Raw genomic sequence first — 24,331 nt, 5'->3', positions numbered from 1 at the left:
TTCGCACCGTCGCGGGGCGTTCGGTTCCCTCCTCAAGCAAAGCTTTGCCGCCTGCTTGCCGAACTCGTACCACCGCGATGGAAAGTGTTTACAGTTCACCTCCTGTCGGGTGAAATCGGCACAGTCACGACGTGAGGTCGTTGAACCGCACCCAAGAGGTCGTTGAACCGCACCCGTGAGGTCGTTGAGCTTGTCGAAACGACGCCCTGACCTCGACAAGCTCGGCCACCTCAGGAACAAGCTCGGCCACCTCAGGCGGCGAACTCGTCGATCGCAGCGGCAAGATCGTCCTCGAATTCGTTGGTATCAGTCGCGGGCGCTGGCCTACGGTCGCCGGTATGACGTCCGTGCAACTCGTGCGATCCGACCAGTTGGCCCCCGCGCCCTACGCGTATGCCGCAACTGCCCCGACCAACAGCCGGTTGATCCATCTGGCGGGAGCCTGCCCGTTACGTCACGACGGCTCGACAGCGGCTGTCGGAGATATTGCCGGTCAGGCTCGAATCTGCCTGGAAAACATGGAGATTGCGCTCGATTCCGCGGGTGCGTGCCTGACCGACGTGCTCAGCACCCGGGTCCTCGTCGCGACAAACTCCCGGGCGGACCTTGTTGCCGCGTGGGATGTCGTGGCAGCGCACTTCGGCGAGCACGACGTGCCGAGCACGCTCGTCGGCGTCGCGGTGCTGGGCTACCCCGACCAGCTCGTCGAGGTCGAGTCCGTCGCAGTCGTGGCCGGTGACCAGTAGTCCGAGGTCGTTGAGCTAGAGCCTGAGGTCGTTGAGCTAAAGCCTGAGGTCGTTGAGCTTGTCGAAACGACACCGTGACCTCGACAAGCTCGGCCACCTCAAAGGGCCAGTTCGGCCACCTCGTGTCGAGGTCCTTGAGGAGCCCGTGAGGAACGAGCGGGCGTCTCGAAAGGACCGAAGAGTCAAGCCCTATTCATAACTCAATGTGTTATTCAGGCAAACAATTGCATCATTGTATTATGTCTACTTCCAAGGCACTGTATGCGCAGACGCAGTCCGACACGAAGGAACGACAATGTCTTTGGCAGGGGACACCGCCACCACGAGCCCGGGGAGCACTCCCGGGATCGAGATGATCGATCGGTCCGACGGCGCCGAGCGCGAGTGGCTCGACCGGGCCATCACCGCGATCACCGCCGAGGCCAACCGCTCGGCCGACACCCACCTGCTGGCGATGCCGCTGCCCGAGGAGTGGGGCATCGAGCTCTATCTGAAGGACGAGTCGACCCACCCGACGGGCAGCCTCAAGCACCGGCTGGCCCGCTCGTTGTTCCTCTACGCACTGTGCAACGGACAGATCCGCGAAGGCACCACGATCATCGAGGCGTCCAGCGGGTCGACGGCGGTGTCGGAGGCCTATTTCGCGCGGATGCTGGGGCTGCCGTTCGTTGCCGTCATACCGCGCAGCACCAGCTGCCAGAAGATCGCGCTGATCGAATCGTATGGCGGCAGTTGCCATTTCGTGGATCGCGCCGACCAGGCGCACGAAGTCTCGTGCGAGCTCGCGCGCGAGACCGGCGGGCGATTCATGGATCAATTCACCTATGCCGAGCAGGCCACCGACTGGCGCGGCAACAACAGCATCGCGGCGTCGATCTTCGAGCAGATGGCCATGGAGCGGCACCCGATCCCGGAGTGGGTGGTCGTCGGCGCCGGCACCGGCGGCACTAGCGCGACGATCGGCCGCTACCTGCGCTACCGCGGCCACCACACCCGGTTGTGCGTGGCCGATCCGGAGCGGTCGGTCTTCTTCGACGCCTGGAACGAAAGCGACTGGCAACGCACGTCTTCGGAGTCGTCTCGGATCGAGGGCATCGGTCGCCCGAAGGTCGAGGCATCGTTCATCCCCACGATCGTCGAGCGGATGGCGCGAGTGCCCGACGCGGCCTCGATCGCCGCGATGCGCTTCCTGGAGAGCCGGATCGGCCGGCACGCCGGAGCATCGACCGGCACCAACCTGTGGGCGGCGCTGCACCTGGTCGCCGAGATGCGGCAGGCCGGTCGCAGCGGCAGCATCGTCACGCTGCTGTGCGACGACGGCAAGCGGTATGACGACACCTATTACAACGACGACTGGTTGCGCGAGCAGGGCCTGGACATCTCCCCGTATGTCGCTGCGCTGCAACGCTTTTCGAGCACCGGGCAATTGCGGGTCAGCTGACTTCGACGGCGCAGTCACCGCAGGCCCGGCGCCGATCCGCCGGCAGCAGCGCGGCGGCCGCGGCGAGACCGATGCCTGCGACCACGGCACTCGCCCAGGGTGCGGCATTCAGGCCCAGGGTTGCAACGACCACCCCGCCGAGGGCGGCACCCGTGCCGTCGGCCAGGTTGAAGACACCGACATTCGTCGCGACCGCGAGGTTCGGTGCGTCGACGGCGAGCGCCAGCACCCTGCCCTGCAGGACCGGCACGGTCGCGAACGCTGCTGCCCCGAAAGCGAATACGAGCACGCTGGTGGCCGTCACCGAGGTGAGCGCCGGCTGCAGCAGTGCGGCCGACAGGCACAGCAGGCCGAGAGCGATCAGCAAGGTCTGTTTCGGGTGTGCGTCGGTCCGCCGCCCGGCGGTGTGACTGCCGACCAGTCCCCCGAGCCCGAAGACCGCGAGCACGAGTACGACGGTGTCCGGCCCGCGCTGGTGCGACTCCAGCAACGAACCCAAGTAGGTGAAGGTCGCGAAGACGCCGCAGTATGCCGTCAGGGTCAGCCCGAAGCAGGAGATCAGCTCCTTGCCGAGCAGCGACCCGATCTGCCGGTCCAGTGGTGCCTGGGGTGAGGCCGGCTCGGGCGGCGTACCGGCGGCAATGACCACCAGTGTTGCGACACCGAGCCCGAGAAGCACGAGAAATGTTGCGCGCCAACCGATCTCGCGTCCCGCGAAAGTGCCGACCGGCACCCCGATGACCGTGGCGAAGGCGAGCCCGGAGGACACCGCGCCGATCGCCCTGCCGGCCTGCTCGGCCGGGAAGAGCGACACGGCGACGACCAGCGCGACCGCGAAGAAGGTGCACTGGGAGGCCGCGGCGACGACGCGGCAGACCAGCATGATCCCGTAGGTCGGCGCGAGCGCGGTGCCGAGAGTGCCTATGCAGAAGAGGGCGGTCATCGCGAGGAGCAGCGACTTGGGTGACCTGCGCAGCGTCAACGCGGTGATCACCGGGCCCGCGAAGGCCACGGTCAGTGCCCAGGCGGTGGCCAGTTGGCCCGCTGCGGCGACGCTCACCCCCAGGTCTGACGCGATCGCGGGGAGGACGCCCGCGACGACATACCCGCTGGTGCCCGCGGCGGTGACACCGAGGATCAGGCCGGTCAGGATGAGCCTGCGGTGGGTCGTCGTGGCTTGGGCTGGGGCTGCAACTTCTGTCATCACACTGCGGGACGCTAGAGTCTGACACTGGTGTCAGGGTCAAGACTCGAGTCACCTCACGTTTCAGGGAGCAGTCATGCGGATCGGCGAACTGTCCGAGCGGACCGGAGCGAGCGTGCGCTCGTTGCGGCACTACGAGCAGCGGGGTCTGATCACCGCGCGGCGCACGACGGGCAACTATCGGGACTTCGCGCCTGAGACCGTCGACGCGGTGGCGATCATCCGCACGCTCATCGCTGCCGGGATCAACACCGCAACCATCGAGCGCCTGCTGCCGTGCGTCGCACTCGTCGGTGGCCGCGCGACGCCGTGCGCGGACCTGCGCACGGAGTTGGAGGTCGAGCGTGACCGGCTGGAGCAGTGCCGTGCGCAACTGGACACGTCGCTCGACATACTCTCCGGCGTCATCGCCGCTGCCGAAGCAGCACCTGTCGGCTGAGGTCAGGCTCTAAGGTCGGCACATGAGCAGGCAGAGAGTCGCGGTCTACATCGACTTCGACAACGTCGTGATCTCCCGCTACGACGCCGTGCACGGGTCCGGCCGCTGGCACAAGGACGGTGCCCGGCACCACCGGCCGAGCACGTCGGGTGACGAGGTCGCCCAACGGCTCGACGAGGCGGAGGTCGACCTGGGCGCGATCATCGACTACGCGTCGTCCTTCGGCACCGTCGCGCTCACCCGGGCGTATGCCGACTGGTCGGTGCCGGCGAACGCGGCATACAAGCAGCAACTGGTCGACCGCGCGATCGATCTGGTGCAGCTCTTCATGACGTCGGGGACCAAGAACGGTGCCGACATACGGCTGTCGATCGACGCCGTCAATGACCTCTTCCAGCACGACGACATCACGCATGTCGTTGTCGTTGCTGGCGATTCGGACTACATCGCGCTAGCGCAGCGCTGCAAGTCGCTCGGCCGCTACGTGGTCGGCATCGGCGTCACCGGTTCGACCAGCCGGGCGCTGGTCGCCGCGTGCGACGACTTCAGCTCGTATGGCGACCTGCCCGGCGTCGCGGACGAGCAGGCCGACAGCGATGGCAACGGGTCCGACGGGAACGACGCCGAGGTGACCGACCGCGGTGCGGCGCCGGCGAAGCCTGCCAAGAAGACCGCGAAGACCAAGGCGCCGAAGCGCCCGAAGACCAAGCAGGAGCAGGCCACCGCCCTACTGCGGCGTGCCCTGCAGATCGGAGCGGAGAAGAGCGACGACGGCTGGCAGCACTCGGCGAGCCTGAAACCGCAGATGCAGCGGCTGGATTCGACGTTCAAGGAGAAGTCGCTCGGCTTCTCGTCGTTCCGCGCGTTCCTGGAGAGCCGTGACGACGTGGTCGAGACCAAGCAGCTCAACGGGCAACTCTCGGTCCGGCTGCGGTGACGGAGCACGACCGCACAGGTCGCCGGACTGACGCTGAGCGACATACAGGATTCGAAGGACCCGGTGCCGCACGTCATCTACTCCTCGCGTCCCCTCACGAGCTGACACTGGGTCAAGATATGACCGGCTCCGCCCCTCCGAACCAGCCACAGATCGACACTGGGTCGAGATATGACCGGGACCGGGTGCTCCGGGACGTCCGATTGGCCGCCGAGAACACACGTATGGCGCGGCCCCCGATGCCGCGCCATACGTCGTCGTCGCTCAGATGGTGAGCTCCGAGTCCCCTCCGTGTCCGAACTTCTCGGTGAGGAAGCGGTGGTTGGCCAGCAGCTGGTCACTGCCGAGCCGGGCCGCGCGATGCAGATGTGCGGAGATCTGCTCGAGCAGCAGGTCGAGCTGCTCGACGATCAGCTGGTGCCCGGTCTTGCCGTCGAGCACTTCGGTCGTGTCGGCGGTGCCGGGGGCCAGCGCAAGGTAGGAACGCACGGCCTGCGGCCCGAAGTCGGTGTGGATCTGCTCCACCTGGAAGACCTGCTCGGTCGGTGCGCCGTGCTCGCGCAGGTAGGTCAGCGTGCTGACGCATTCGCGGTCCAGGCGCTGGGCACGCTCACGCACGTCGGCCGGCACACGCGGCGAGGCGGCCAGGGTCGCCAGCGACTCCTGCGGGGCCGCAGCAGGTGCCGGCTTGCTCAGGTCGACGGGCCGCTGCTGCGCCGGTGTGTGCTGCCGGTCCCACTGTCCGCGGCGGGCGTCATACCGCTCCTGCCGGTGCTCCAGGCGCTCACGCCGGCGGTCCAACTTGCGTGTGCCACCGCACGAGCGGGAGAAGCCGCCACCGATGAAGATCGTCAGCAGCACCATCGGGAAGACCAGCCAGTGTCCGACGATGCCGACCAGCACCCACCCGAGCGGGATCAGCAGCCACCACTGTGACCGGTGCAGACGGATCGATCCCATTGCCGTGCCCTTTCTGGCGTGTCCTCGACGATGACATCCACGGTATGCCGGGACCGCCGCCCGCGCCCGTGCCGAATGTCACGACTCGGCCCGTCGTTCGATCACGGGCGCACCCGCCATTGACGCAATTGACACCGACTGACGCAGTTGCAACTGCGTCAGTCGGTGTTTATTGCGTCAGTCGACGAGCGCGGTCAGGCGTCCTCGCGCAGTTCGTGACGCAGCTCGGCGAGCTCGTCACCGCCGGACATCTGCTCGGTCAGCTGCTGGACGGTGATCTCGTCGCGCTCTGCGTCCAGCGACATCTCGCCGAGCTTGAGGATGACGAAGTGGTCACCCACGAGGTAGGCGTGATGCGGATTGTGGGTGATGAAGATGACGCCGAGGCCCGAATTCGCGGCACGGGCAACGTATTTCAGCACCACCCCGGACTGCTTCACACCCAGCGCCGCGGTCGGCTCGTCCAGGATCAGCACCTTCGCGCCGAAGTAGATGGCCCGCGCGATCGCGACACACTGTCGCTGCCCACCGCTGAGCGAGCCGACCGGGCGATCGACGTCCGACAGGTCGATGCCCATCTTGGCCAGCTCCTCCCGGGTGATCTGCTTCATCCGGTCGGCGTCCAACAGGCGCAGCGGACCCTTGCGGAGCTCGTTGGCCAGGAAGAAGTTGCGCCATACGGACATCAGGGGTGCGAGGGCGAGGTCCTGGTAGACCGTCGCGATGCCCGCCTCGACCGCTTCACGCGGGCTGCCGAACTTCCGTGGCTTCCCGCTGACCAGCATCGTGCCCGACGTGTGCTCGTGCAGCCCGGCCATGATCTTGATCAGTGTCGACTTGCCGGCGCCGTTGTCGCCGAGCACGCAGGTCACCTCGCCGACGCGCACCGACAGGTCGATGTCGGTCAGCGCGCGGACGGTGCCGTAGGTCTTGCAGACACCGTCGAGGCGTATGACAGGAGTGGTGTCGTCGGGGGTCTCGGTAGGGCCCGTGGTCTCGATACGCGGCTCGTCCCTCGCCGCTACTCGACCAGCTTGGGTGTCGTCGCTCGTCGCTACTCGACCAGCTTGTTTGTCCTCCGGCACTCGACCAGCTTGCTTTTCGTCAGTCATCGGCGTTCCGCCTGTCGTCGTACCCACATATTGATCAGCGTCGCGAGCACCAGCATGATCCCGAGGAAGGTCTTCAGCCAGTCGACGTTCCAGCCGGCATACGTGATGCCGAGGTTGGTCATGCCGTAGATCAGCGCGCCGATCGAGGCGCCGATCACCGAGCCGAAGCCGCCGGTGAGCAGGCAGCCGCCGACGACCGCGGCGATGATGTAGATGAACTCGTTGCCGACGCCCTGGTTGGACTGCACGGTGTCGAAGTTGAGCAGCGTGTGTATGCCGAGCAGCCACGCGCAGAAGCCGACGAAGAGGAAGAGCCCGATCTTCGTCCGCACCACCGGCACACCGCTGGCGCGGGCGGCTTCGGCGTCACCGCCGGCGGCGAAGATCCAGTTGCCGGCGCGGGTTCGGGTCAGCACGACCGCCGCGATCGCCGTCACGACGACCCAGAAGAGCACCGACACGTTGATCGTGATGCCCTCGAAGGAGTCGGACTTGAAGAAGGTGTGGCTGGAGGCGAAAACCGCGTGGGCAGAGTCGAATCCCTCCATGTCGTCGATCTTCGGCGAGGTGACGTTGTTGTCGATCAGCCGTGGCACGGCGAGGTTGGCGCCCTGCAGCACGAAGTAGGTGCCGAGGGTGACCAGGAAGCTGGGCAGCCGGGTGCGGTGCAGCAGCCAACCGTTGGCGAAGCCGACCAGCAGCGAGACGCCGAGCGCCAGCAGGATGCCGACCCAGACGTTGAAGTTGAACTCCCACGCGAGCATCGAGGCCGCGAGCGCCGAGCTGGTGACGGCGACGCCGGCGGACAGGTCGAATTCGCCGCCGATCATCAGCAGCGCGACCGGGACGGCCATCAGGCCGATCGCGGACGACTGGTAGAGGATCGTGCCGACGTTGGCCAGCCCGCGGAAGGCCGGCGCGACCGACAGGAAGAGCACGCAGACCGCGATCGCGCCGATCAGCGCGCCGATCTCTGGCTTGCCGAGCAGCGCCGCGATCGGCGATCTCGGTGCCGTGCGGGTGTCGGTGGTGGAGACCGCGCTGGACATCAGCGGGTGCCCTTCTTGGCGTAGTCGGCGATCTTGTCGACGTTGCTCTTGTCGACGAACGCCGGGCCGGTCAGCGTCGGCTTGCCGCCGCCGACGGTGTCACCGTTGTTGCGGTAGAACCACAGCGCGTCGATCGCCAGGTAGCCCTGCAGCCACGGCTGCTGGTCGACCGCGAACTGCACCGTCCCGTCCTGGATCGCCTTGACGATGCCCGGGTTGGTGTCGAATGTGCCGACCTTCGCCTTCGAGCCGGTCGACTTGACCGCCTTGACGGCATTCAGCGAGACGTCACCCTGCAGGCCGACAATCCAGTCGATCTTCTTGTTCTCCTGCAGCGTGGCGGTGATCGTGGAGCGCACCGAGGGCAGGTCGGCGCCGTTGACGTAGACGACCTTGGTGCTGGGCACCTTCTCCTTGACGCCCTTGCAGCGATCGTTGAGGCCGACGTTGCCCTGCTCGTGGATGATGCAGATCGGCTGCTTGGCACCGGCCTTCTTCAGCCGGTCGCCGGCGGCCTGGCCGGCGACGAGTTCGTCCTGCCCGAAGAAGCCGATCAACCCCATCGGGCCCATCTGGTCGGTGCCCGAGTTGAGCCCGTCGACGGGTATGCCGGCCGCGGTGGCGTTCTTGACGGCCTTCCGCAGCGCGTTGGGCTTGGCCAAGGTCACCGCGATGCCGCCGACCTTCTTGTCGACCGCGGCCTGCACCAGGCTCGCCTGCTTGGCGGCGTCCGGGTCGGAGTAGTACTCCAGCTTGATGTTGTCCTTGTCCGCGGCCGCCTGCGCGCCCTTACGGACCATGTCCCAGAAGGTGTCGCCCGGTGCGGAGTGGGTGATCAGCGCGGCGGTGAAGCGCGGCGTGTTGGCGTGCCCGCCCTTGGCGTTCTGCTCCTCGGTGGCCTTCTTGCCGCCGGTGCTGCTGCACCCGGCCAGTGCCATGGCGCCGATGACCGCCACTGCAGCCAGCCGCACGTGCGTGCTGTTCGTCCTCACGAGTCCTCGCCCTTCCATGGCATCCGCATGACTCGACATGTATCGAGTTGATATATCGCGCCGATGTTACTCGGCGTGTCCATCAAGCGTGAGTATGCCGAAGAATCGGCGCCATACAGCGGCGCCACGGCGGATGACTCAGTGAGCGCCGTCCGCCCGAGCGAGATAGCCGTCGGCGAGAGCGACCAGGACCGGCAGTGCGGCAGCCAGGGCGGCCCGGTCGTCGGCGGTCAGCTCCTCGATCCCGGTCGCGAGCTCGCCGGTGCCTTCGCGACGTAGTTTCTCCAAGGTCGCAGCGCCCTGCGGGCTCAGGCTGAGCAGGCTGGCGCGTCCGTCGGCCGGATCCGGGGCACGCTGCGCCCACCCGCCGTCGAGGAGTATGTCGATCAGCCGGGACGCGCTGGCGGCGGTGATGTCGAGGCGTTCGGCCAGGCCGCTCGGACGCAGTGGCCCGTGCTTCTTCAGCACCATCAGCCCGGCCAGCCGGGTGGGCGTGATGCCGTCCCGCGCAACGGGCGTGCGCAGCGCGTAAGCCAGCCGGTTGACGACCGTGCGCAGTCCCCCGGCGAGCTCGCCCACCGAGTCGGCGGTCACCGGCGGCTCCGCCTTGGTCACTCCGCGCCCTCGGCAAGCAGTTCGGCGGGGGTCTGCGAGTCGCCGTCCAACGGTTCGTCGTCGTCCTGGTGGACGTACTTGCCGCCGCGGAACGCCGAGGCGAACGCGGCGATCAGGCACGCGGCGATCGCGAAGGTGAAGGCCACCCCGAGGCCGTCGGCGAACGGCCCGGAGATCAGCGACGGGAAGAACTCGTGCCCGGTCAGGTGCGCCTGCGTCGCCGGCGGCAGCTGGTGCAACGTGTGCGGGCCGAGCAGCGACTCGATCGGGTTGTAACCCAGCAGGGACGCGAAGAGCACACCGACCGGCGGCAGCGAGGCGACCTGCGCCGCGGAGTCGTGCGGGACGCCGTTCTCGGTCAGCCCGTGCATGACCGCGTCGGGCAGCGAGCCGGACAGGCCCGCGATCATCAGCGAGAAGAAAATGCCGATCGACAGCACCATCGCGGAGTTCTGGAAGACCGTGCTCATGCCGGCGCCGACCCCGCGCTGGCCGGCCGGGAGACTGTTCATGATGCCGGTGCGGTTCGGTGCGGCGAACAGGCCCATGCCGAGGCCGTTGATCAGCAGCGCGAGCGCGAACTGCCAGTAGTCGAAGTTGACCGGCAGCGCCCACAGCCAGACGAAGCTGCCTGCCGCGACGACCATGCCGCCGGTCGCGAAGACCCGCGCACCGAAGCGGTCGGACAACCAGCCCGACACCGGCCCCGCGACCAGGAAGCCGATGGTCATCGGCAGCATGAAGATGCCGGCCCACAGCGGTGTCGACTCGAAGCTGTAACCCCGGCGCGGCAACCAGATGCCCTGCAGCCAGATGATCAGGATGAACATCAGGCCGCCGCGGCCCAGTCCGCCGAGCAGGCTGGCGAAGTTGCCGAAGGTGAACGCCCGGATCCGGAAGAGATCGAGCCGGAACATCGGCTCAGCGACGCGTGTCTCCACCCAGGCGAAGATCGCGAGCACGACGGCACCGCCGATCAGCGCGGCCAGCACCCACGGGTTGGTCCAGCCCATCGTGTGCCCGGCATACGGCTGGATGCCGTAGGTGATCCCCACCAGGACGGCAATCAGGCCGACGGCGAACGTCGCGTTGCCCCACCAGTCCATCGTCGCGTGCTTGCGCACACCGGTGTCGTGCAGGCGCAGATAGGCCCAGACCGTGCCGAAGAGCCCGATCGGCACGGACACCAGGAAGACCAGGTGCCACTCGACCGGAGCGAGCAGGCCGCCGACGATGAGGCCGATGAACGATCCGGCGATGCCGGCGACCATGTTCAGGCCGAGGCCGAGACCGCGCTCGTTGGAGGGGAAGGCGTCGGTGATGATCGCGCTCGAGTTGGCCATCAGCATCGCGCCGCCGATGCCCTGCAGGATGCGCATGGCGATCAGCCACAGACCCGCGGCCGTGCCGTGCATCCAGGTGATCGACAGCATGATCGAGAAGAAGGTGAAGATCGCGAAGCCGGCGTTGTAGATCTTCACCCGGCCGTACATGTCGCCGAGTCTGCCGAGCCCGACGACGAGCACGGCCGTGACGACCATGTAGCCCATGATCAGCCAGAGCAGCAGGCTGGTGTTGCCGGGCGCCAGCGGGTTGATCTTGATGCCGCGGAAGATGTCCGGCAGTGCGATCAACAGGATCGAGGAGTTGATCGTGGCGATCAGCACACCGAGCGTGGTGTTGGACAGGACGATCCATTTGTAGTGCGGGCTGGCGGTCTCGCGGGCTGCTCGCTCGGCAGCCTTCGCCCGTCGGGCCGTGCGTTGTCCGGCGGATGGCTCATCGGCCATGCGTGTCTCCTCAAATACTTACTTAGCCTTTGCTAATCAAATTTACACCGCTGGTCTCGCGGGGTCCCACGGTGTGCTACCCATCAGGCATGACGTCACCCCCGCGGGCGGGTTGCCTGCTGCTCAGCGATCGGACTGTGGTCGACCTGGCCCGGTCCGGGTCGATCGTGCTCGACTCCTGGCACCTGTCCGATGGCACGGGCATCGGGATCGACCGGCACCGGACCCGTTTCACGGCACATGTGCGCGAGGTCTTCGGGATCGACCCGGCCGAGTCGGGGGCGGCATACGACCACGGCCTGGGGCACCTGCCGACCACCGGCTCGTGGTTCCCTGGGTTCGTCTGGACCGCCGACGGCCTGCGGTTGCTGGTCCGGCCGTTTCCCGTGGAACGGCTGCGGACCAGCACGACGCTGCTGCTGGCGGGTCTGCGCGACGCGCGAAAACGCCCGGACATCAAGGGGTTCGACTATCTCTCGCAGCAGTATGCGCATCAGCAGGCGACGGACGCCGGGTATGACGACCAGGTCCTCTCCACGCCCGACGGCTCACTGAGTGAGGCGGTCTTCGCCACCGTGGTCATCGCACAGCGCGGTGAACTCGTGGTCCCCGACGCACCGCGGCTGGACAGCGTCACCTTGGACGTGCTGCGGGAGTATGCCGACCGGCCGGTCCGGCAGGCCACCGTCACCGCGTCGCATCTGCTGGCCGCACCCGCCGCCTACACGCTGTCCGCGCTGCACGGCGTGCGAGTGGTGGATCGGGTGAACAGCACGACATACCAACCGAATCCGCAGCTTCGTGACCGACTCCAGGCCGCAATCGAGCGTGCTCGCGGACCTGTCAGTGCGTTGCTGCCGGAGGGAATGCGGCTTCCGTGCGCGTCCTGCTGATCGACAACCACGACAGTTTCACCCACAATTTGGTGCAGCTGATGCGCGAATTCCCGGATGTCACAACGGAAGTCGTGCGCAATGACAACCCGCTGCCACTGGGTTGGACATCCCGCTTCGACGCGGTGGTGATCTCCCCGGGTCCGGGGCATCCGGCGATCGCGTCCGACGTCGGCTCGTCGCGGGAAGTGTTGCAGCACAGCGACATGCCGGTGCTGGGGGTGTGTCTCGGGCATCAGTTGCTGGCATTGCTGCACGGCTGCAACGTCGCGCAGTCGGCCCACCCGGTGCACGGCGAGGTCTCGACCGTCGAGCACACCGGTGATGCGTTGTTCGACGGAATACCAACGGAATTCGAAGTTGTGCGCTATCACAGCCTGGCGGTCTCTTCGGTCGTCGCGCCTATCGTGCCGCTGGCGTACGCCGCAGACGGCACGCTGATGGCGCTGCGGGTCGCCGGGCGGCCGCGGTGGGGCGTGCAGTTCCACCCCGAGTCGATCGAGAGTGGCTTCGGCTCGACGCTGATCGGCAATTTCCTGCGGCTCGCCGCGTCGGCCGACGATGCCGCGACGATCCCGATGCCGACCCGCCAGCGGTCGGTCCGGCTGGCGGACCGGCTGGCGCCGGAGGCGGTCCTTGAGCGGTGCGAAGGGACGCCGGACGTCGTGCTCGACGGCATCGTCGGCAGCAACGGACGACCGTACACCGTTGTGGGGTGGGCAGATCCGCACTTCTCCCACCGGTTGAGGAGTGTCTGCGGGCGTGGGGTCCGAGTGCTGCGGGGCGGCGCGTCCACGCAGCTGCCCACCGGCATCCTGGACACGCTGCAGCGGCGAATCCGGGCAGCGATCAGTCGGGTCGACCGCGTCGGAGATGACCCCGGCCTGACGCTCGGGTATGCCGGCTACTTCGGCTACGAGCTCGGCGTCGAGCAGCTCGGCCTCGACCTGCCGCACCCGCACGGGTCCGACGAATGGCCCGACGCCTGGTGGGTGCTGATCGACCGCGCGGTCGTCATCGACGACGAGAACCGTTGCTGGCTGGTCGGACTCGATGATCCGGCGGACGTTGGCTCGGTCGATGTGCTGGACGGATGGTTCTCGGAGACGGAAGCACTGTTGCGTGGCGGCGAGGGGCCTGCCGACATATCGGCGAGGGCTGGCGCCGCTCAGCCGTCTGTTGAGGAGGTGGCCGGACGTGCCGAATATCTGCGGCTGATCGGCGAATGCCAGGAGGCCATCGCCCGTGGCGAGTCCTACGAGTTGTGCCTGACGCGGCGGATCTACGGGACGTTCGCCGGCGACCCGTTGCGACTCTTCACCGTGGTGCGCGCGTCCGGTGCGGTGCCGCACGCGGCATACCTGCGCATCGACGACCAGCGGGTGATCGTGTCCGGCTCGCCGGAGCTCTTCCTGCAGGTCGACGCGCTGGGTCATGCACGCAGCGCTCCCATCAAGGGCACCCGGCCGGCTGTCGGCGACGCCGCCGCAGATGCCGCGAGCGCCGCTGAGCTGGCAACCGCACGTAAGGACCGTGCCGAGAATCTGATGATCGTCGACCTGGTCCGCAACGACTTCAACCGGGTGGCGGTGCCGGGCAGCACGAAAGTCACTGAGCTGTATGGCGTTCGGCACTTCCCGACCGTCATACAACTGGTGAGCACGATCGAGTGCGACCTGCCCGTCGGCACCGATGCGCTCGATCTGGTGCGCGTGGCATTCCCACCCGGATCGATGACCGGTGCGCCCAAGGAGCGGTCGGTGCAGATCCTCGGCCGGCTTGAGCCGGAGCGACGCGGGGTCTACTCCGGCTCCATCGGGCTGCTCGGACTGGACGGAGCCGCCACGCTGAGTGTCGCGATCCGCACAGTGCAACTGACCGGCGACCACTTCGTGCTCGGCGTCGGCGGTGCGATCACCCGACTGTCCGACCCCGAGGCGGAGTGGCAGGAGACGCTGGACAAGGCGCAGTCAATGCTGCGTGCCATGGCCACGGAGTGAGGTTTCGAGACGCGGCTCGTTCCTCACCGCTCCTCAACCAGCTCCGTGCAGCTCGTCCCTCACTGCTCCTCAACCGCCATTTCGCGGCGCACCGAAGCGCAGGCCGTCGTAGATCAGGTCGACGACGGCGAGAGAGGTCTCCTGACCCTCCGGCGTGGACGACGCCAGGCAGACGCCGCCGAGGGCGCGGGTGAGCTCGGCCGCGGTGGCGTCGGGGCGGACGACACCGGCATCGATGGCCGGCTGCAGGACGCGCTCGGCGGACTCACGCATCCGGTTGCGGGCCGACTCGAAGGTCTGCGGGTTGCCCTGCATCATCGAACGCAGCAGGTTGATCAGGCCCATCTTGACCGCGTAGTAGCCGACGAAACCGCGCATCCACTCGTGCAGCGCCTCGCCGGGCTCGAGCTCCTTGGGCAGGTCGTAGGAGCGCTCCTCCAGCGCGGAGACCTGGTCGCCGTAGACCGCGAGCACCAGGTCGCAACGGGTCGGGAAGTGCCGATAAAGGGTGCCGATGCCGACCCCGGCACGCTTGGCGATCTCGTCCAGTGGGGTGTCGACGTCGTCGGTGAACGCCTTCGTCGCGATGTCGATCAGCTTCTGCCGGTTGCGTGCCGCGTCGGCGCGCAACGGCTTGCTGCACGCCGCCGGCGCCGACAAATCAGTCGAATCGGGCGTGCGCACAGTGGTTTCCGCGGGTTCACGCACTGTCTTGGACGTGCGTTTCGCCGCCGTTGCCGAGCCACTCGTGGCCATTGATCTCACACCTCATGGCATATCCGGTTGCAAAACCGGAGGATGCCTCCGTATAGTTCTAAACGGAGATCAACTCCGCTTCTATTCATGGTACGCCTCGCACTCGCGAAGGACTCTCACTCGTGACCATTCCTACCAACTCACACCGCTCCACTGTGCAACAAATCGATCTCGATACACCTTCCCTGTCCGGTCCTCGGCGCTCGGCCGATGGCGGCCGGATGCACGGCATACGCCGGATCCGAGGCATACGACCGACGACCGGTGCAGGCGACGCCAAACGCTGGGTGCTCGTCGCGGTCCTGGTGACGCAGCTGATGCTGGTCCTCGACGCCGCGATCGTGAACATCGCGCTCCCGGACATCGGCGTCGATCTGCAGATGAGCTCCACCTCGCTGTCCTGGATCGTCAACGCCTACACGCTGGCCTTCGGCGGCCTGTTGCTGCTCGGTGCACGCGCCGGCGACATCCTCGGCCGCCGGGTCACCTTCCTGGCCGGTATGGCGGTCTTCGTCACCGCCTCCCTCATCGGCGGAGTCGCCCAGGGCGAGGCTCTGCTGCTGGCGGCCCGCGCACTGCAGGGTGTCGGTGCCGCCTTCGCGGCGCCATCGGCCCTGGCGATCCTGATGTCGCTCTACCAGCCGGGCAAGGAACAGACCCGTGCCATCGGTTGGTACACCGTCGTCTCGGCCTCCGGAGCAGCCACCGGGCTGCTGGCCGGCGGCATACTCACCTCACTCGCGTCCTGGCGCTGGATCTTCTTCGTCAACCTCCCGATCGGCGTTGCCGTGCTGGCCGCCGGCTACCGCGCACTGTCCCGTGACAAGGGAGTCAGGGGCTCGGTCGACGTCGCGGGCGCATTGCTGGTGACCTTCGGAATGACCTCTGTCGTCTACGGATTCATCCGTGCGGCATCGGACGGCTGGACCGACACCGGCACCGAGATCGCCTTCGGCGCCGGAGTCGCACTGCTGGCCGGTTTCGTGCTCGTGCAGTTGCGAGCCGCGTCGCCGGTGATGCCGCTGCGGCTTTTCGCCGATCGCGACCGGGCCACGCCATACATCGCCCGCCTGATGCTGGTCGCCGGCTCGCTCGGCTCGTTCTTCTTCATGAGCCAATACATGCAGATCGTGCTCGGCTGGTCACCGCTGCAGTCGGGGCTGGCGTTCCTGCCCTTCCCGGTGACGATCTTCCTCAGCTCGCAACTGGTCGCCCGGGTGATCAGCAACCACTACTCGACACGCACCATCGCTGCGGTCGGCACGTTGCTGTCGACCATCGGCATGCTGATGCTGACCACACTGACCGCGCACACCAGCTATGTGCAGCTGCTGCCGGCATTCGTGGTCTTCGCACTCGGCAACGGCATCGCGTTCGTGCCGCTCACGACGGCCGGGTTGTCGCGAGTCCGCACTTCCGACGCCTCCGTCGCATCGGGTCTGGTCAACGTCACCCAGCAGCTCGGCGGCGCGCTCGGACTGGCCGTGCTGGTCACGGTGTTCGCGACCGCGGGCAAGGATCCGGCGGTTGCTCCCGGGGCGAGCGGGCACGCCATACAGACGTTCGTGACCGGCGCGAACCGCGGCTTCGAGGTCGGCGCGCTGCTGCTCTTCATCGCGTTCCTGCTGGTGATGCTCGTCATGCGGCGGCCGGTGCGCGACGCGGTTGAGGTCGTCGAGCCTGAGACGGTTGAGCTCGTCGAAACCCAGGCGTGACCTCGACAAGCTCGGCCATCTTGGGGGTGAGCTCGGCCATCTTGGGGGGAAGGCGGCTGCCGGTGGCATAGGAAACGAATATTGTTGGTGGGGTGGACATGACGACGAATTGGTCCCGATGAGACTCCACGGCAGATTCGCCCTCGTCACCGGCAGCAGCGGCGGGCTCGGCGCCGAGATCGCGCGCGCACTCGCCGACCACGGCGTGCGCGTGGTCGTGCACGGCCGCGACCGCGAGCGCACCCGGGCCGTCGCGGACGAGCTCGGTGCCGCGCCGGTCGTCGCAGACCTGGCCGACCCGGAGCAGCTGGTCCGCCTCGCCGAGGAGGCGACGGCGGCATACGGCCGGCTCGACCTGGTCGTGCACAACGCCGGCATCGGCTGGCAGGGCGGCTTCGACCGGATGCCTCCCGACCGCATCCCCGACCTCGTCACGACAAACCTGGTCGCGCCGATGACCCTCTCCCGCGCGGTGCTGCCGGCGATGGTCGAGCGAGGGCGGGGTCACCTGTGCTTCGTCACCAGCATCGCCGGCCGCACCGGTGTCGCGGGCGAGGCCGTGTATGCCGCGACGAAGGCCGGCCTGGACACCTTCGCCGAGTCACTGCGTCTCGAGGCCGCCGGCACCGGCGTCGAGGTGAGCACCTTTGTGCCGGGCGTCGTCGACACCGACTTCTTCACCCATCGCGGCACGCCATACGCCCGCAGCAGACCGCGCCCGAAATCCGTGGAAACTGTTGCCCGACAAGTTGTTTCGCTGATCGCCTCCGGGCGCCCCGAGCGGTATGCCGACCAGGCTCTGCGGGTCGCGCCGGTGATGCGGTCGGCGTGGCCTGCGGCATACACACGGCTTGCCGAGCGTTGGGGTGAGCAGACCCGGTGGGGAGGCGATCGCTGAGTGCTCTGGCTGGTGCTCCTGCTCGCCTGTGCGGCCGCCTTCGCGTTCGCACTGTCCGCGATGCTGGAGCAGCGCGCCGCATCCCAGGCCACGGAGCAGCACAGCCTCGCCACGGTGCACGGCTTCTCGGCGTTCGTCCGGGCCCTGGTCCGGCGCAAGCTGTGGCTGACCGGATTCGTCATCAACAACGTCGGCTTCCTGATCCAGGCGGCGGCGCTCCATCTCGGCAGCGTTGCGCTCGTGCAGCCGGTGATGGTCAGTCAGGTGCTCTTCGCGCTGTTGCTGACGGGGATCGGGGTCGCGGGACCTCGAGACGCTCCTTCGTCGCTCCTCGGCCACCACGGGCGGCTGCGTCCCACGCTCAAGGACTGGATCTACGTCCTGTGCATCTGTGCCGGCCTGATCGTGCTGCTGTCGGTCAGCGGTGCCGCGCCGCTGCACGGCACCCCCAACCGCGAGCAGGTCGTGTGGGTGCTGCTGGCCATGACCGGCCTGGTCATCACCCTGGTCATCACCGCCCGCTCCCACCCGGACCCGCGGGCCACCAGCCTGCTGCTCGCGATCGCGGCAGGGGTGTGCTTCGCCGGCAACGCCGTGCTCACCAAGCTGACGACCACCGACCTCTTCGGCCCGGGTGTGCTGCACACCGCGCTGGACTGGCCCGGTTACGGCCTGGCCGTCGCGACCGCGTCCGGCCTGCTGATCGAGCAGGCGGCCTTCGCCGCCGGCACCCTGCCCTGGGCAGTGGCGGCGATGAGCATCACCAACCCGGTCATCAGCTACCTGGCCGGGATCTTCGGCTTCCACGTCACGGTGCCGCACACCGCGGGCGCGCTGGCGGCGGTGTCCGTGACGGCAGTGCTCATCGGTGTCGGCATCGCCGGGCTCGCGCACTCGCCGCTGTCCCGTGGCCAAACCACGGCCGATTCTCAGGTGGCGGTGTCATAGTGAGACATGCCTTCGCGACCGGCGGCACAGCAAGGCGCCTGTGCCCTGATCATCGACCGGGAGTTCGTGCGCACCTCCGCGTTACGGGCGGGACGCATGTTGCTGGAGGCCGTCGTCATACCGGCGCTGTTGCTGTATGCCGCGCTCGCCACCGTCGGCCAGGTCTGGGGCCTGATCTCGGTGCTGGCGTGGTCCGGGCTGATCGTCGCCGTGCGCCTGCGGACCCAGTCGTCGGTGCCGCGCACCCTGCTGCTGGCGGTGCTGATGCTGGTGGGGCGCACATCGCTGTCGCTGGCACTGTCGAGCATCTACATCTATGTGCTGCAGCCGATCGCCGGATCGTTGCTGATGGCGCTGATCTTCCTGGGCAGCGCGGCCATCGGCAAGCCGATCACCAAGCACCTGGCCCGCGACTTCATCGCGTTGCCGCAGATGCTCTTCCACGACAAGCGGGCGCACCGGATGTTCACGCAGGTGTGCATCCTGTGGGGCGCGTCGCGGCTGATCGACGTCGGCATGAGCATGGGGTTCCTACAGCTCGGCGCCCGCAATGCACTGCTGTCCCGCGGGGTCTTCAGCACTGTGCTCACCCTGCTGACGGTCGGTGTCTGCATCGCCTGGGGTTGGAGTCGGCTGCGGAAGATGCCGGACTTCACCATCTCGTTCGCCTAGTTCACCCCACGAAGTTTCTCCTCCGCTGCGCTCCCCCGAATACTTCGCGGGGCCCCCGGCCCGAGGACACGGTCGACACTCGGCCAAGCGGAGGTGACCGATGAGCGCCACTCACCCGCACCACCACCTCGACCTGCATCTGCCGTCGCTGCGGCTCCCCGCCGTGCCGCGGGTGCCGCGTCCCCGGTTGCTGACCGAGTTGGTCGGCGGCCTCGCGCTCTTCGGCATCTACCTGCTGGTGGACGCGCTGTCCGGTCCGTCCCGCAGCACCGCCGCCCGGTCACACGCCACGGGCGTCATACAGCTGGAGCAGTGGGCGCACCTGGACGTCGAGAGCTCGCTGAATGCCTGGCTCGCCGGGCATCCGGCGCTGATGACGGCGGCCAACTACGAATACGCGACCACCTACATCGCCTCCGCGGCACTGCTCCTGGTGATCACCTACGTGTGGACGCCGGACCTCTACCGGCAGGCGCGCAACTCGTTCGTGGTGCTGAACCTGCTGGCGTTCGCGTGTTTCGCGTTCTATCCGCTGATGCCGCCCCGGATGATGCCGGGCTTCATCGACACGGTGGCCGACGGCGGCACGGTCGGGTCGTGGGGGTCGCCGGTCGTCGCGAGCGCTAACCAGCTCGCGGCGATGCCGTCGCTGCACATGGCCTGGGCGCTGTGGGTCAGCGTGATGCTCGCCCGTATGTCGCACGCGCGCTGGCTGCAGGTCGTCAGCGCGATCCACGTCGCGCTGACGTTGTATGTCGTGCTCGCGACCGCCAACCACTACGTCGTCGACGTGCTCGGCGCCGCGGTCGTGGTGGTGGCTGCGGTCGCGGTGACCGAGTGGTGGGGCCGGCGCCATCCGGGGGTGGCGTTGCCGACGTCCGACGCGTTCTTCCTGGACGTCGAGACGCCGGGACACGCGCAGAATGTCGGCGGACTCGCGCTGCTGGGGGCACCGGCACCGAGCTACGCACAGCTGCGAGACACGTTGGCCGAGCAGCTCGACAAGTTGCCGCACTTCACCGATCGTCTGCCCGCGCCTGGGTCGCCGCGCTGGGTCGCGGCGGACCCGATCGACTGGCCGCACCACCTGACCGAGCTGTCGCTCCCGGACGGCGCCGGACTGTCCGAGCTGGATGAACTCGTGGGACAGCTGACCGCGCAGGAACTGCCGCGAGACCGGCCGTTGTGGCGGGCGTGGCTGATCCGGGGCGTCGGTGACGAGGTGGCGTTCTGCATCGTCATGCACCACTGCATGGCCGACGGGATCGGCGCTGTCGCCAAGTTGCTGCACCTGCTGGAGCCGCCCTACGAGTTGCCTCTTCCGGACCGTGCGGGGCCTTCGGTGCTACAGCGGGGCGCGGGCGTCATACAGGGACTGGCGCAGTTGGCGACCGACGGCAAACCTGCTGCGGTGCTCCCCACCGGGAGTTCACGACGGGGTTTTGCGACGTTCGAGATGCCGTTGGACGCGGTCCGCGATGCGGCCCGTGCGCGCCGGATGCGAGTGACCGAGTTGCTGCTGGCCGCAACGGGTTCCGCGCTGGCGACCGTCGACCCCGACCTCGCGCACGGCTGCGCCGACCGGCTCCGCGTCTCGGTGCCGGTGATGCTTCGGTCACCCGGCTCGGACGACGGCGGGAATCTCACCGGCGCAGTCATCCTGGACGTGCCTGCCCGCGATGCTCCACTGGCCGACATACGGGACGAGGTATGCGGGCTCAGTAGTGCGTTGCGCACGCCGACGCGGGCGCTCGCATCGCGTTGGGTGATGGCGACGGCGCTGCGTGCCGTGCCGCACGGTGGACGACGCTGGTTCGCCCGAACTGTCTACGGCCCCAAGTATTTTCAGGCGATCGTGTCCAACATGCCCGGGCCGGCTGAGCGGTTCACGCTGGCCGGCAGCCCGGTCGAGCGCGTGCACCCGATCCTGCCGCCCGCCCCCGGCATACCGCTGACCGTCGGTGCGCTCAGCTGGGCCGGCACGCTCGGCATCACGGTCGTCGCCGACGCCGAGGTGCTCGATGCGCAGGCGTATGCCGCGGCGCTCGAGAGGCTGCTCCTCGCTGACCTTTCGCCGGCCGACAACCGCCTGCACCAGTGATGCAGCACCAGTGCAGCACCGGTGGCCGCTGACGCGTGGTCCTTCGTACGGTCATGCCGAATGCACGCTCCCCGAGCTCGCCACGAACACAGCGGATGAGCCCGTGTAGGTGCGCGTGCCGTCATACGGCGGGAGGGCATCGGCGAGACTCGGCGCGTAGCTCGCGAGGTAGTCACGCGCCGTTGCATGGTCGGCGACGGCGCGACCGCTGGTGCGGTGCACCTCGACGTGGTCGAAGTATGCCGAGAGCTTCTCCTCACCGTCCTCGACCATGAATTGCGTTGTGGCTTCATCCAATCCGACAGCCGCTCGCAGGTCGGCGAGGTGCCGGCGTCCGTTGGTGACGGCGACGAACACACCGCCCGGGCGCAGCACCCTGCGGACCTCGCTGAAGGTCTGTGCCAGGTCGGGCACGTGATAGAGCATCCACATCGCCACGACGCCGTCGAAGGAGTCGTCATCGAAGGGAAGGTGCCCTGCGTCCGCGATCATGGCTGGGACGTCACGCGCCGCCGCTGCCACGACCATCGCGGGCGACTGGTCGGTGGCCAACACGTCCGCGTTCAGCTCACGCTGCATGCGCTGCGCGAATTGCCCCTGACCGCAACCTATCTCGAGAATCTTCCGGCTTCCTCCCGTGCGCAGCGCGGCGATCGCGACGTCCTGCGGTGACTCACCTGGCGGCGACGGCGCCCAGAACGACGCACGCGTCGCCAGGCGGGACCCGTCGGCATACTGCCGCCGCACCGTCGAAGGGTCGTTGCCGATCGTCCAGTCACTCATGCGATCGATGATGCCGGATCCGGGCAGAGCCAGCCGCGCGCCGGAAGCTGACCGCGCGCGTCGAGGTCGCCCTGCCGCCACGCGTCCGGGATGCCGTGTTCGGTCGTCATACGTCCGGCGGGGCTCCCCAGACGAGTGCGAGGAAGAGCTGTGCGCGTTGCGCCGGGTCGTCCAGCGCGTCACCGAAGACCTCACGCAACTGGTCCAGGCGGTAGCGGACGGTCTGCGGGTGGATGTGCAACTCGGCCGCGACCGCCTGCCGTGAGCCGAAGTGCCGCAGCCAACTCGTCAGGGTCTCGGTGAGCCGGTCGCGGCTGCCTTCCGGCATACGGCCCAAGGGGGCGAGCACACGAGAACGCAACGCTGCCAACAACTCCGGGTTCCGATGCACCAGCAGGGTGTCGATGTGCTCGGGCACGAAGATCAAGGTCGTCGGCAGTGCGCCCGCGTCCTGCAGGCGCCGCGCACCGCGCGCAACACGCATGCTGCGCCGCGCTTCGGTGACCGGCACCGGCGGGCCGATCACCGCCGGCACCTCGGCGAGTGCGCGCTGCAGCCGCGCCTCGATGCCTGCCACCCACGGCACCAGCCAGCCGACGACATCCCCGACGTGCACCACCAGCCACTCCGGATCCAACCGCGGCCGCGACGTCAGCGGTGGATCGTCCTGATCGCGCAACAACACGAAGGCCAGCTCATCGGGCACGGCCCACCCGGCCTGGTCGGCGGCCAGCAGCACCGCGTTGCGATCCGGCAGCGTCGACATCAACAGCCCGGCGAGCTCGCTGCGTGCCCGGTGCGAGACCAGACCGCGCTCGGACTGCTCTCGCACATAACCGTCCGTCGTGCGCGCCGAGATGTCGTGGGTGAGCATGAAGAGCGTCTCGGCGAGCCGCGACAACCGTCGCGTGTCGAGGCCGACCTGCATCGCCTCGTGGGAGATGTGCGCCCAGGCCACCCGAGCACCCGCCTGGTATGCCGTGAGAATGCCGTTCAGATCGCGACCCTGCTGAAACTGTGCCCGGCCCAACTGGTCGAACATCGCGACCAGCAGCGGGTCCAGCTCCGGGGTCGTGACCGGCAGCGGCAGGGCGTCCCGGGCGGCGGTGGCCAGGAGTCGGGACACCACCTGGTCGGCGGTGTCCGCCAACTCGGTCCCGCGCCCGGCGGTGAACTCCAGGCACGCCGGCCAGAGCACTTCCAGCTCCTCGGCGACCGCCGACATGATCTGCGGAAACCGGGCCACCAGACGCGACTGCAACAGGCGCAGCTCGGGCGACCCTGGCCCGGGCACGTCAGCAATGCTTGACGTTGACCCCATGATCATCAGGTCTATCACTTGGTGACAAAGGCGCGCTTCCAATGCCACACATTTTGGTGCAGCGCATGGCGATCCGGCAGGGGCAGGCTGGAAGGCAAATGTTCGCTGCGACCACCCCCACCGGCGTGACCACCCACACCGCCGCCCCCGACGCGACGACCGAGAACTTCCCGGTTGCCTTGCGGTTGTTGCCTTCTCGGCACCGCCAGGTGTTGCTCGCGGTCTACGACGTCGCACGACACATCGACCAGCTCGGGGACGCACTCGAGGGTGATCGGACGGCCGCCCTGCTCACCTTCCGCGCAGATCTGCACCACGCGGCCGACGGAGCGACCCCGCAGGATCCGACGCTGCGAGCCCTCGCGCCATACCTGCGGGAGCCGGGCCTGCCGGTGGCCGCGTTCGACGATCTGATCGAGGCCAACCTGCGCGACCAGCACATCAGCCGCTACCCCGACCTCGACGCGCTGCTCGGCTACTGCGCGCTGTCCGCGCACCCGATCGGGCGGCTCGTGCTGGGTGCCTTCGGCCAGGCGACACCGCAGCGGATATCGCGCAGCGACAGCGTCTGTGCCGCACTGCAGATCCTCGAGCACTGCCAGGACGTCGTCGAGGACCATCGAGCCGGGCGCATCTATCTCCCGCAGGATCAGCTGTATGCCGCCGGCCTGACCGACACCACCATGCTGCTCCCCGAAAGCGCGGCGGCGCTGCGGTCCGTCGTGCTCGACCAGGCGCTGATGTGCCGCGAAATGCTCTCTGCCGGAGTCGAACTCGTCGGCTCGTTGCACGGCTGGGCGCGCATCGCGGTGGCGGGATACGTCGCCGGCGGGCTGGCCACGGCGGACGCACTGGATCGTGCCGGCGGTGAGGTGACCGACGGCCCGACGGTTCGCCCGCGCCGGATCGACCTGCTACGACACGGGATCCGGCTCCTCCTGACCGCAGGGAGGAGCTGA

General features: G+C 68.0%; 22 protein-coding genes. 12 read left to right on the top strand and 10 right to left on the bottom strand.

Annotated features, from left to right (window positions below):
• Positions 1–338 precede the first annotated feature (338 nt).
• Together ACSZL9_RS16425 and ACSZL9_RS16420 are read left to right on the top strand one after the other, a co-directional pair.
• Positions 339–746 (top strand): RidA family protein, encoded by a 408-nt coding sequence (locus tag ACSZL9_RS16425; protein WP_446666590.1) that lies wholly within the window; start codon positions 339–341, stop codon positions 744–746.
• A 352-nt stretch (positions 747–1,098) separates the two neighbouring features.
• Positions 1,099–2,187: a PLP-dependent cysteine synthase family protein gene (locus ACSZL9_RS16420; RefSeq protein WP_446666656.1), complete on the top strand. Its 1,089-nt coding sequence runs from the start codon at positions 1,099–1,101 to the stop codon at positions 2,185–2,187.
• Here the strand turns inward: ACSZL9_RS16420 and ACSZL9_RS16415 are convergent.
• A complete protein-coding gene (locus tag ACSZL9_RS16415; RefSeq protein WP_446666589.1) occupies positions 2,180–3,391 on the bottom strand; it encodes an MFS transporter in 1,212 nt (403 codons plus the stop codon). The two genes, ACSZL9_RS16420 and ACSZL9_RS16415, sit on opposite strands and share 8 nt — an antisense overlap.
• A gap of 76 nt (positions 3,392–3,467) precedes the next feature.
• Between ACSZL9_RS16415 and ACSZL9_RS16410 the strand changes: the two genes are divergently transcribed.
• Together ACSZL9_RS16410 and ACSZL9_RS16405 are read left to right on the top strand one after the other, a co-directional pair.
• Positions 3,468–3,830, top strand: a complete 363-nt coding sequence (locus ACSZL9_RS16410) for a MerR family transcriptional regulator (protein WP_446666588.1) — start codon at positions 3,468–3,470, stop codon at positions 3,828–3,830.
• Between the two features lie 22 nt (positions 3,831–3,852).
• A complete protein-coding gene (locus ACSZL9_RS16405) occupies positions 3,853–4,767 on the top strand; it encodes an NYN domain-containing protein (protein ID WP_446666587.1) in 915 nt (304 codons plus the stop codon).
• A 264-nt stretch (positions 4,768–5,031) separates the two neighbouring features.
• Here the strand turns inward: ACSZL9_RS16405 and ACSZL9_RS16400 are convergent, their stop codons facing one another.
• The 6 genes from ACSZL9_RS16400 to ACSZL9_RS16375 form a co-directional block, all read right to left on the bottom strand.
• Complete coding sequence (locus ACSZL9_RS16400) at positions 5,032–5,727, bottom strand: hypothetical protein (protein ID WP_446666586.1); 696 nt, start codon at positions 5,725–5,727, stop codon at positions 5,032–5,034.
• A gap of 194 nt (positions 5,728–5,921) precedes the next feature.
• Positions 5,922–6,839 (bottom strand): ATP-binding cassette domain-containing protein, encoded by a 918-nt coding sequence (locus ACSZL9_RS16395; protein WP_446666585.1) that lies wholly within the window; start codon positions 6,837–6,839, stop codon positions 5,922–5,924.
• Positions 6,836–7,888 carry an ABC transporter permease gene (locus ACSZL9_RS16390; protein WP_446666584.1) on the bottom strand — a complete coding sequence of 351 codons (1,053 nt, stop codon included), beginning with the start codon at positions 7,886–7,888 and terminating at the stop codon, positions 6,836–6,838. Before ACSZL9_RS16390 ends, ACSZL9_RS16395 begins: the two co-directional genes overlap by 4 nt.
• Positions 7,888–8,880: a substrate-binding domain-containing protein gene (locus ACSZL9_RS16385; RefSeq protein ID WP_446666583.1), complete on the bottom strand. Its 993-nt coding sequence runs from the start codon at positions 8,878–8,880 to the stop codon at positions 7,888–7,890. Before ACSZL9_RS16385 ends, ACSZL9_RS16390 begins: the two co-directional genes overlap by 1 nt.
• A 138-nt stretch (positions 8,881–9,018) precedes the next feature.
• A complete protein-coding gene (locus ACSZL9_RS16380) occupies positions 9,019–9,474 on the bottom strand; it encodes a MarR family winged helix-turn-helix transcriptional regulator (protein WP_446666582.1) in 456 nt (151 codons plus the stop codon).
• Between the two features lie 17 nt (positions 9,475–9,491).
• Positions 9,492–11,285, bottom strand: a complete 1,794-nt coding sequence (locus ACSZL9_RS16375) for an MFS transporter (RefSeq protein WP_446666581.1) — start codon at positions 11,283–11,285, stop codon at positions 9,492–9,494.
• Between the two features lie 89 nt (positions 11,286–11,374).
• Between ACSZL9_RS16375 and ACSZL9_RS16370 the strand changes: the two genes are divergently transcribed.
• A complete protein-coding gene (locus ACSZL9_RS16370) occupies positions 11,375–12,178 on the top strand; it encodes an aminotransferase class IV (protein ID WP_446666580.1) in 804 nt (267 codons plus the stop codon).
• Positions 12,163–14,178, top strand: a complete 2,016-nt coding sequence (locus ACSZL9_RS16365) for a chorismate-binding protein (RefSeq protein WP_446666579.1) — start codon at positions 12,163–12,165, stop codon at positions 14,176–14,178. Before ACSZL9_RS16370 ends, ACSZL9_RS16365 begins: the two co-directional genes overlap by 16 nt.
• A gap of 69 nt (positions 14,179–14,247) precedes the next feature.
• Here the strand turns inward: ACSZL9_RS16365 and ACSZL9_RS16360 are convergent, their stop codons facing one another.
• Positions 14,248–14,934, bottom strand: coding sequence for a TetR/AcrR family transcriptional regulator (locus tag ACSZL9_RS16360; protein ID WP_446666578.1), 687 nt, complete (start codon positions 14,932–14,934; stop codon positions 14,248–14,250).
• Between the two features lie 122 nt (positions 14,935–15,056).
• On the opposite strand from ACSZL9_RS16360, the gene ACSZL9_RS16355 reads away from it, so the two are divergent.
• The 5 genes from ACSZL9_RS16355 to ACSZL9_RS16335 all read left to right on the top strand — a co-directional run bounded on the left by ACSZL9_RS16355 (position 15,057) and on the right by ACSZL9_RS16335 (position 21,268).
• The gene (locus ACSZL9_RS16355; protein WP_446666577.1) at positions 15,057–16,649 is read left to right on the top strand and encodes an MFS transporter; all 1,593 of its coding nucleotides are present in this window, start codon (positions 15,057–15,059) and stop codon (positions 16,647–16,649) included.
• A 118-nt stretch (positions 16,650–16,767) separates the two neighbouring features.
• Positions 16,768–17,547 (top strand): SDR family NAD(P)-dependent oxidoreductase, encoded by a 780-nt coding sequence (locus ACSZL9_RS16350; protein WP_446666576.1) that lies wholly within the window; start codon positions 16,768–16,770, stop codon positions 17,545–17,547.
• On the top strand, positions 17,548–18,495 hold the full coding sequence (locus ACSZL9_RS16345) for a DMT family transporter (RefSeq protein ID WP_446666575.1): 948 nt from the start codon (positions 17,548–17,550) through the stop codon (positions 18,493–18,495). It abuts the gene before it with no gap.
• 6 nt (positions 18,496–18,501) lie between these two features.
• Positions 18,502–19,167, top strand: coding sequence for a hypothetical protein (locus tag ACSZL9_RS16340; RefSeq protein WP_446666574.1), 666 nt, complete (start codon positions 18,502–18,504; stop codon positions 19,165–19,167).
• A gap of 100 nt (positions 19,168–19,267) precedes the next feature.
• The gene (locus tag ACSZL9_RS16335; RefSeq protein WP_446666573.1) at positions 19,268–21,268 is read left to right on the top strand and encodes a phosphatase PAP2 family protein; all 2,001 of its coding nucleotides are present in this window, start codon (positions 19,268–19,270) and stop codon (positions 21,266–21,268) included.
• Positions 21,269–21,319: 51 nt separating this feature from the next.
• On the opposite strand, the gene ACSZL9_RS16330 is transcribed toward ACSZL9_RS16335, so the two are convergent.
• Positions 21,320–22,051 (bottom strand): class I SAM-dependent methyltransferase, encoded by a 732-nt coding sequence (locus ACSZL9_RS16330; protein WP_446666572.1) that lies wholly within the window; start codon positions 22,049–22,051, stop codon positions 21,320–21,322.
• Between the two features lie 106 nt (positions 22,052–22,157).
• Complete coding sequence (locus ACSZL9_RS16325; RefSeq protein WP_446666571.1) at positions 22,158–23,345, bottom strand: PucR family transcriptional regulator; 1,188 nt, start codon at positions 23,343–23,345, stop codon at positions 22,158–22,160.
• A 125-nt stretch (positions 23,346–23,470) separates the two neighbouring features.
• Between ACSZL9_RS16325 and ACSZL9_RS16320 the strand changes: the two genes are divergently transcribed.
• Positions 23,471–24,331, top strand: coding sequence for a squalene/phytoene synthase family protein (locus tag ACSZL9_RS16320; RefSeq protein WP_446666570.1), 861 nt, complete (start codon positions 23,471–23,473; stop codon positions 24,329–24,331).

This window comes from Flexivirga sp. B27 (genome assembly GCF_052905685.1).
Note: the sequence above shows the minus strand (reverse complement) of the source record. Positions and strands in the feature narration are given on the sequence as shown.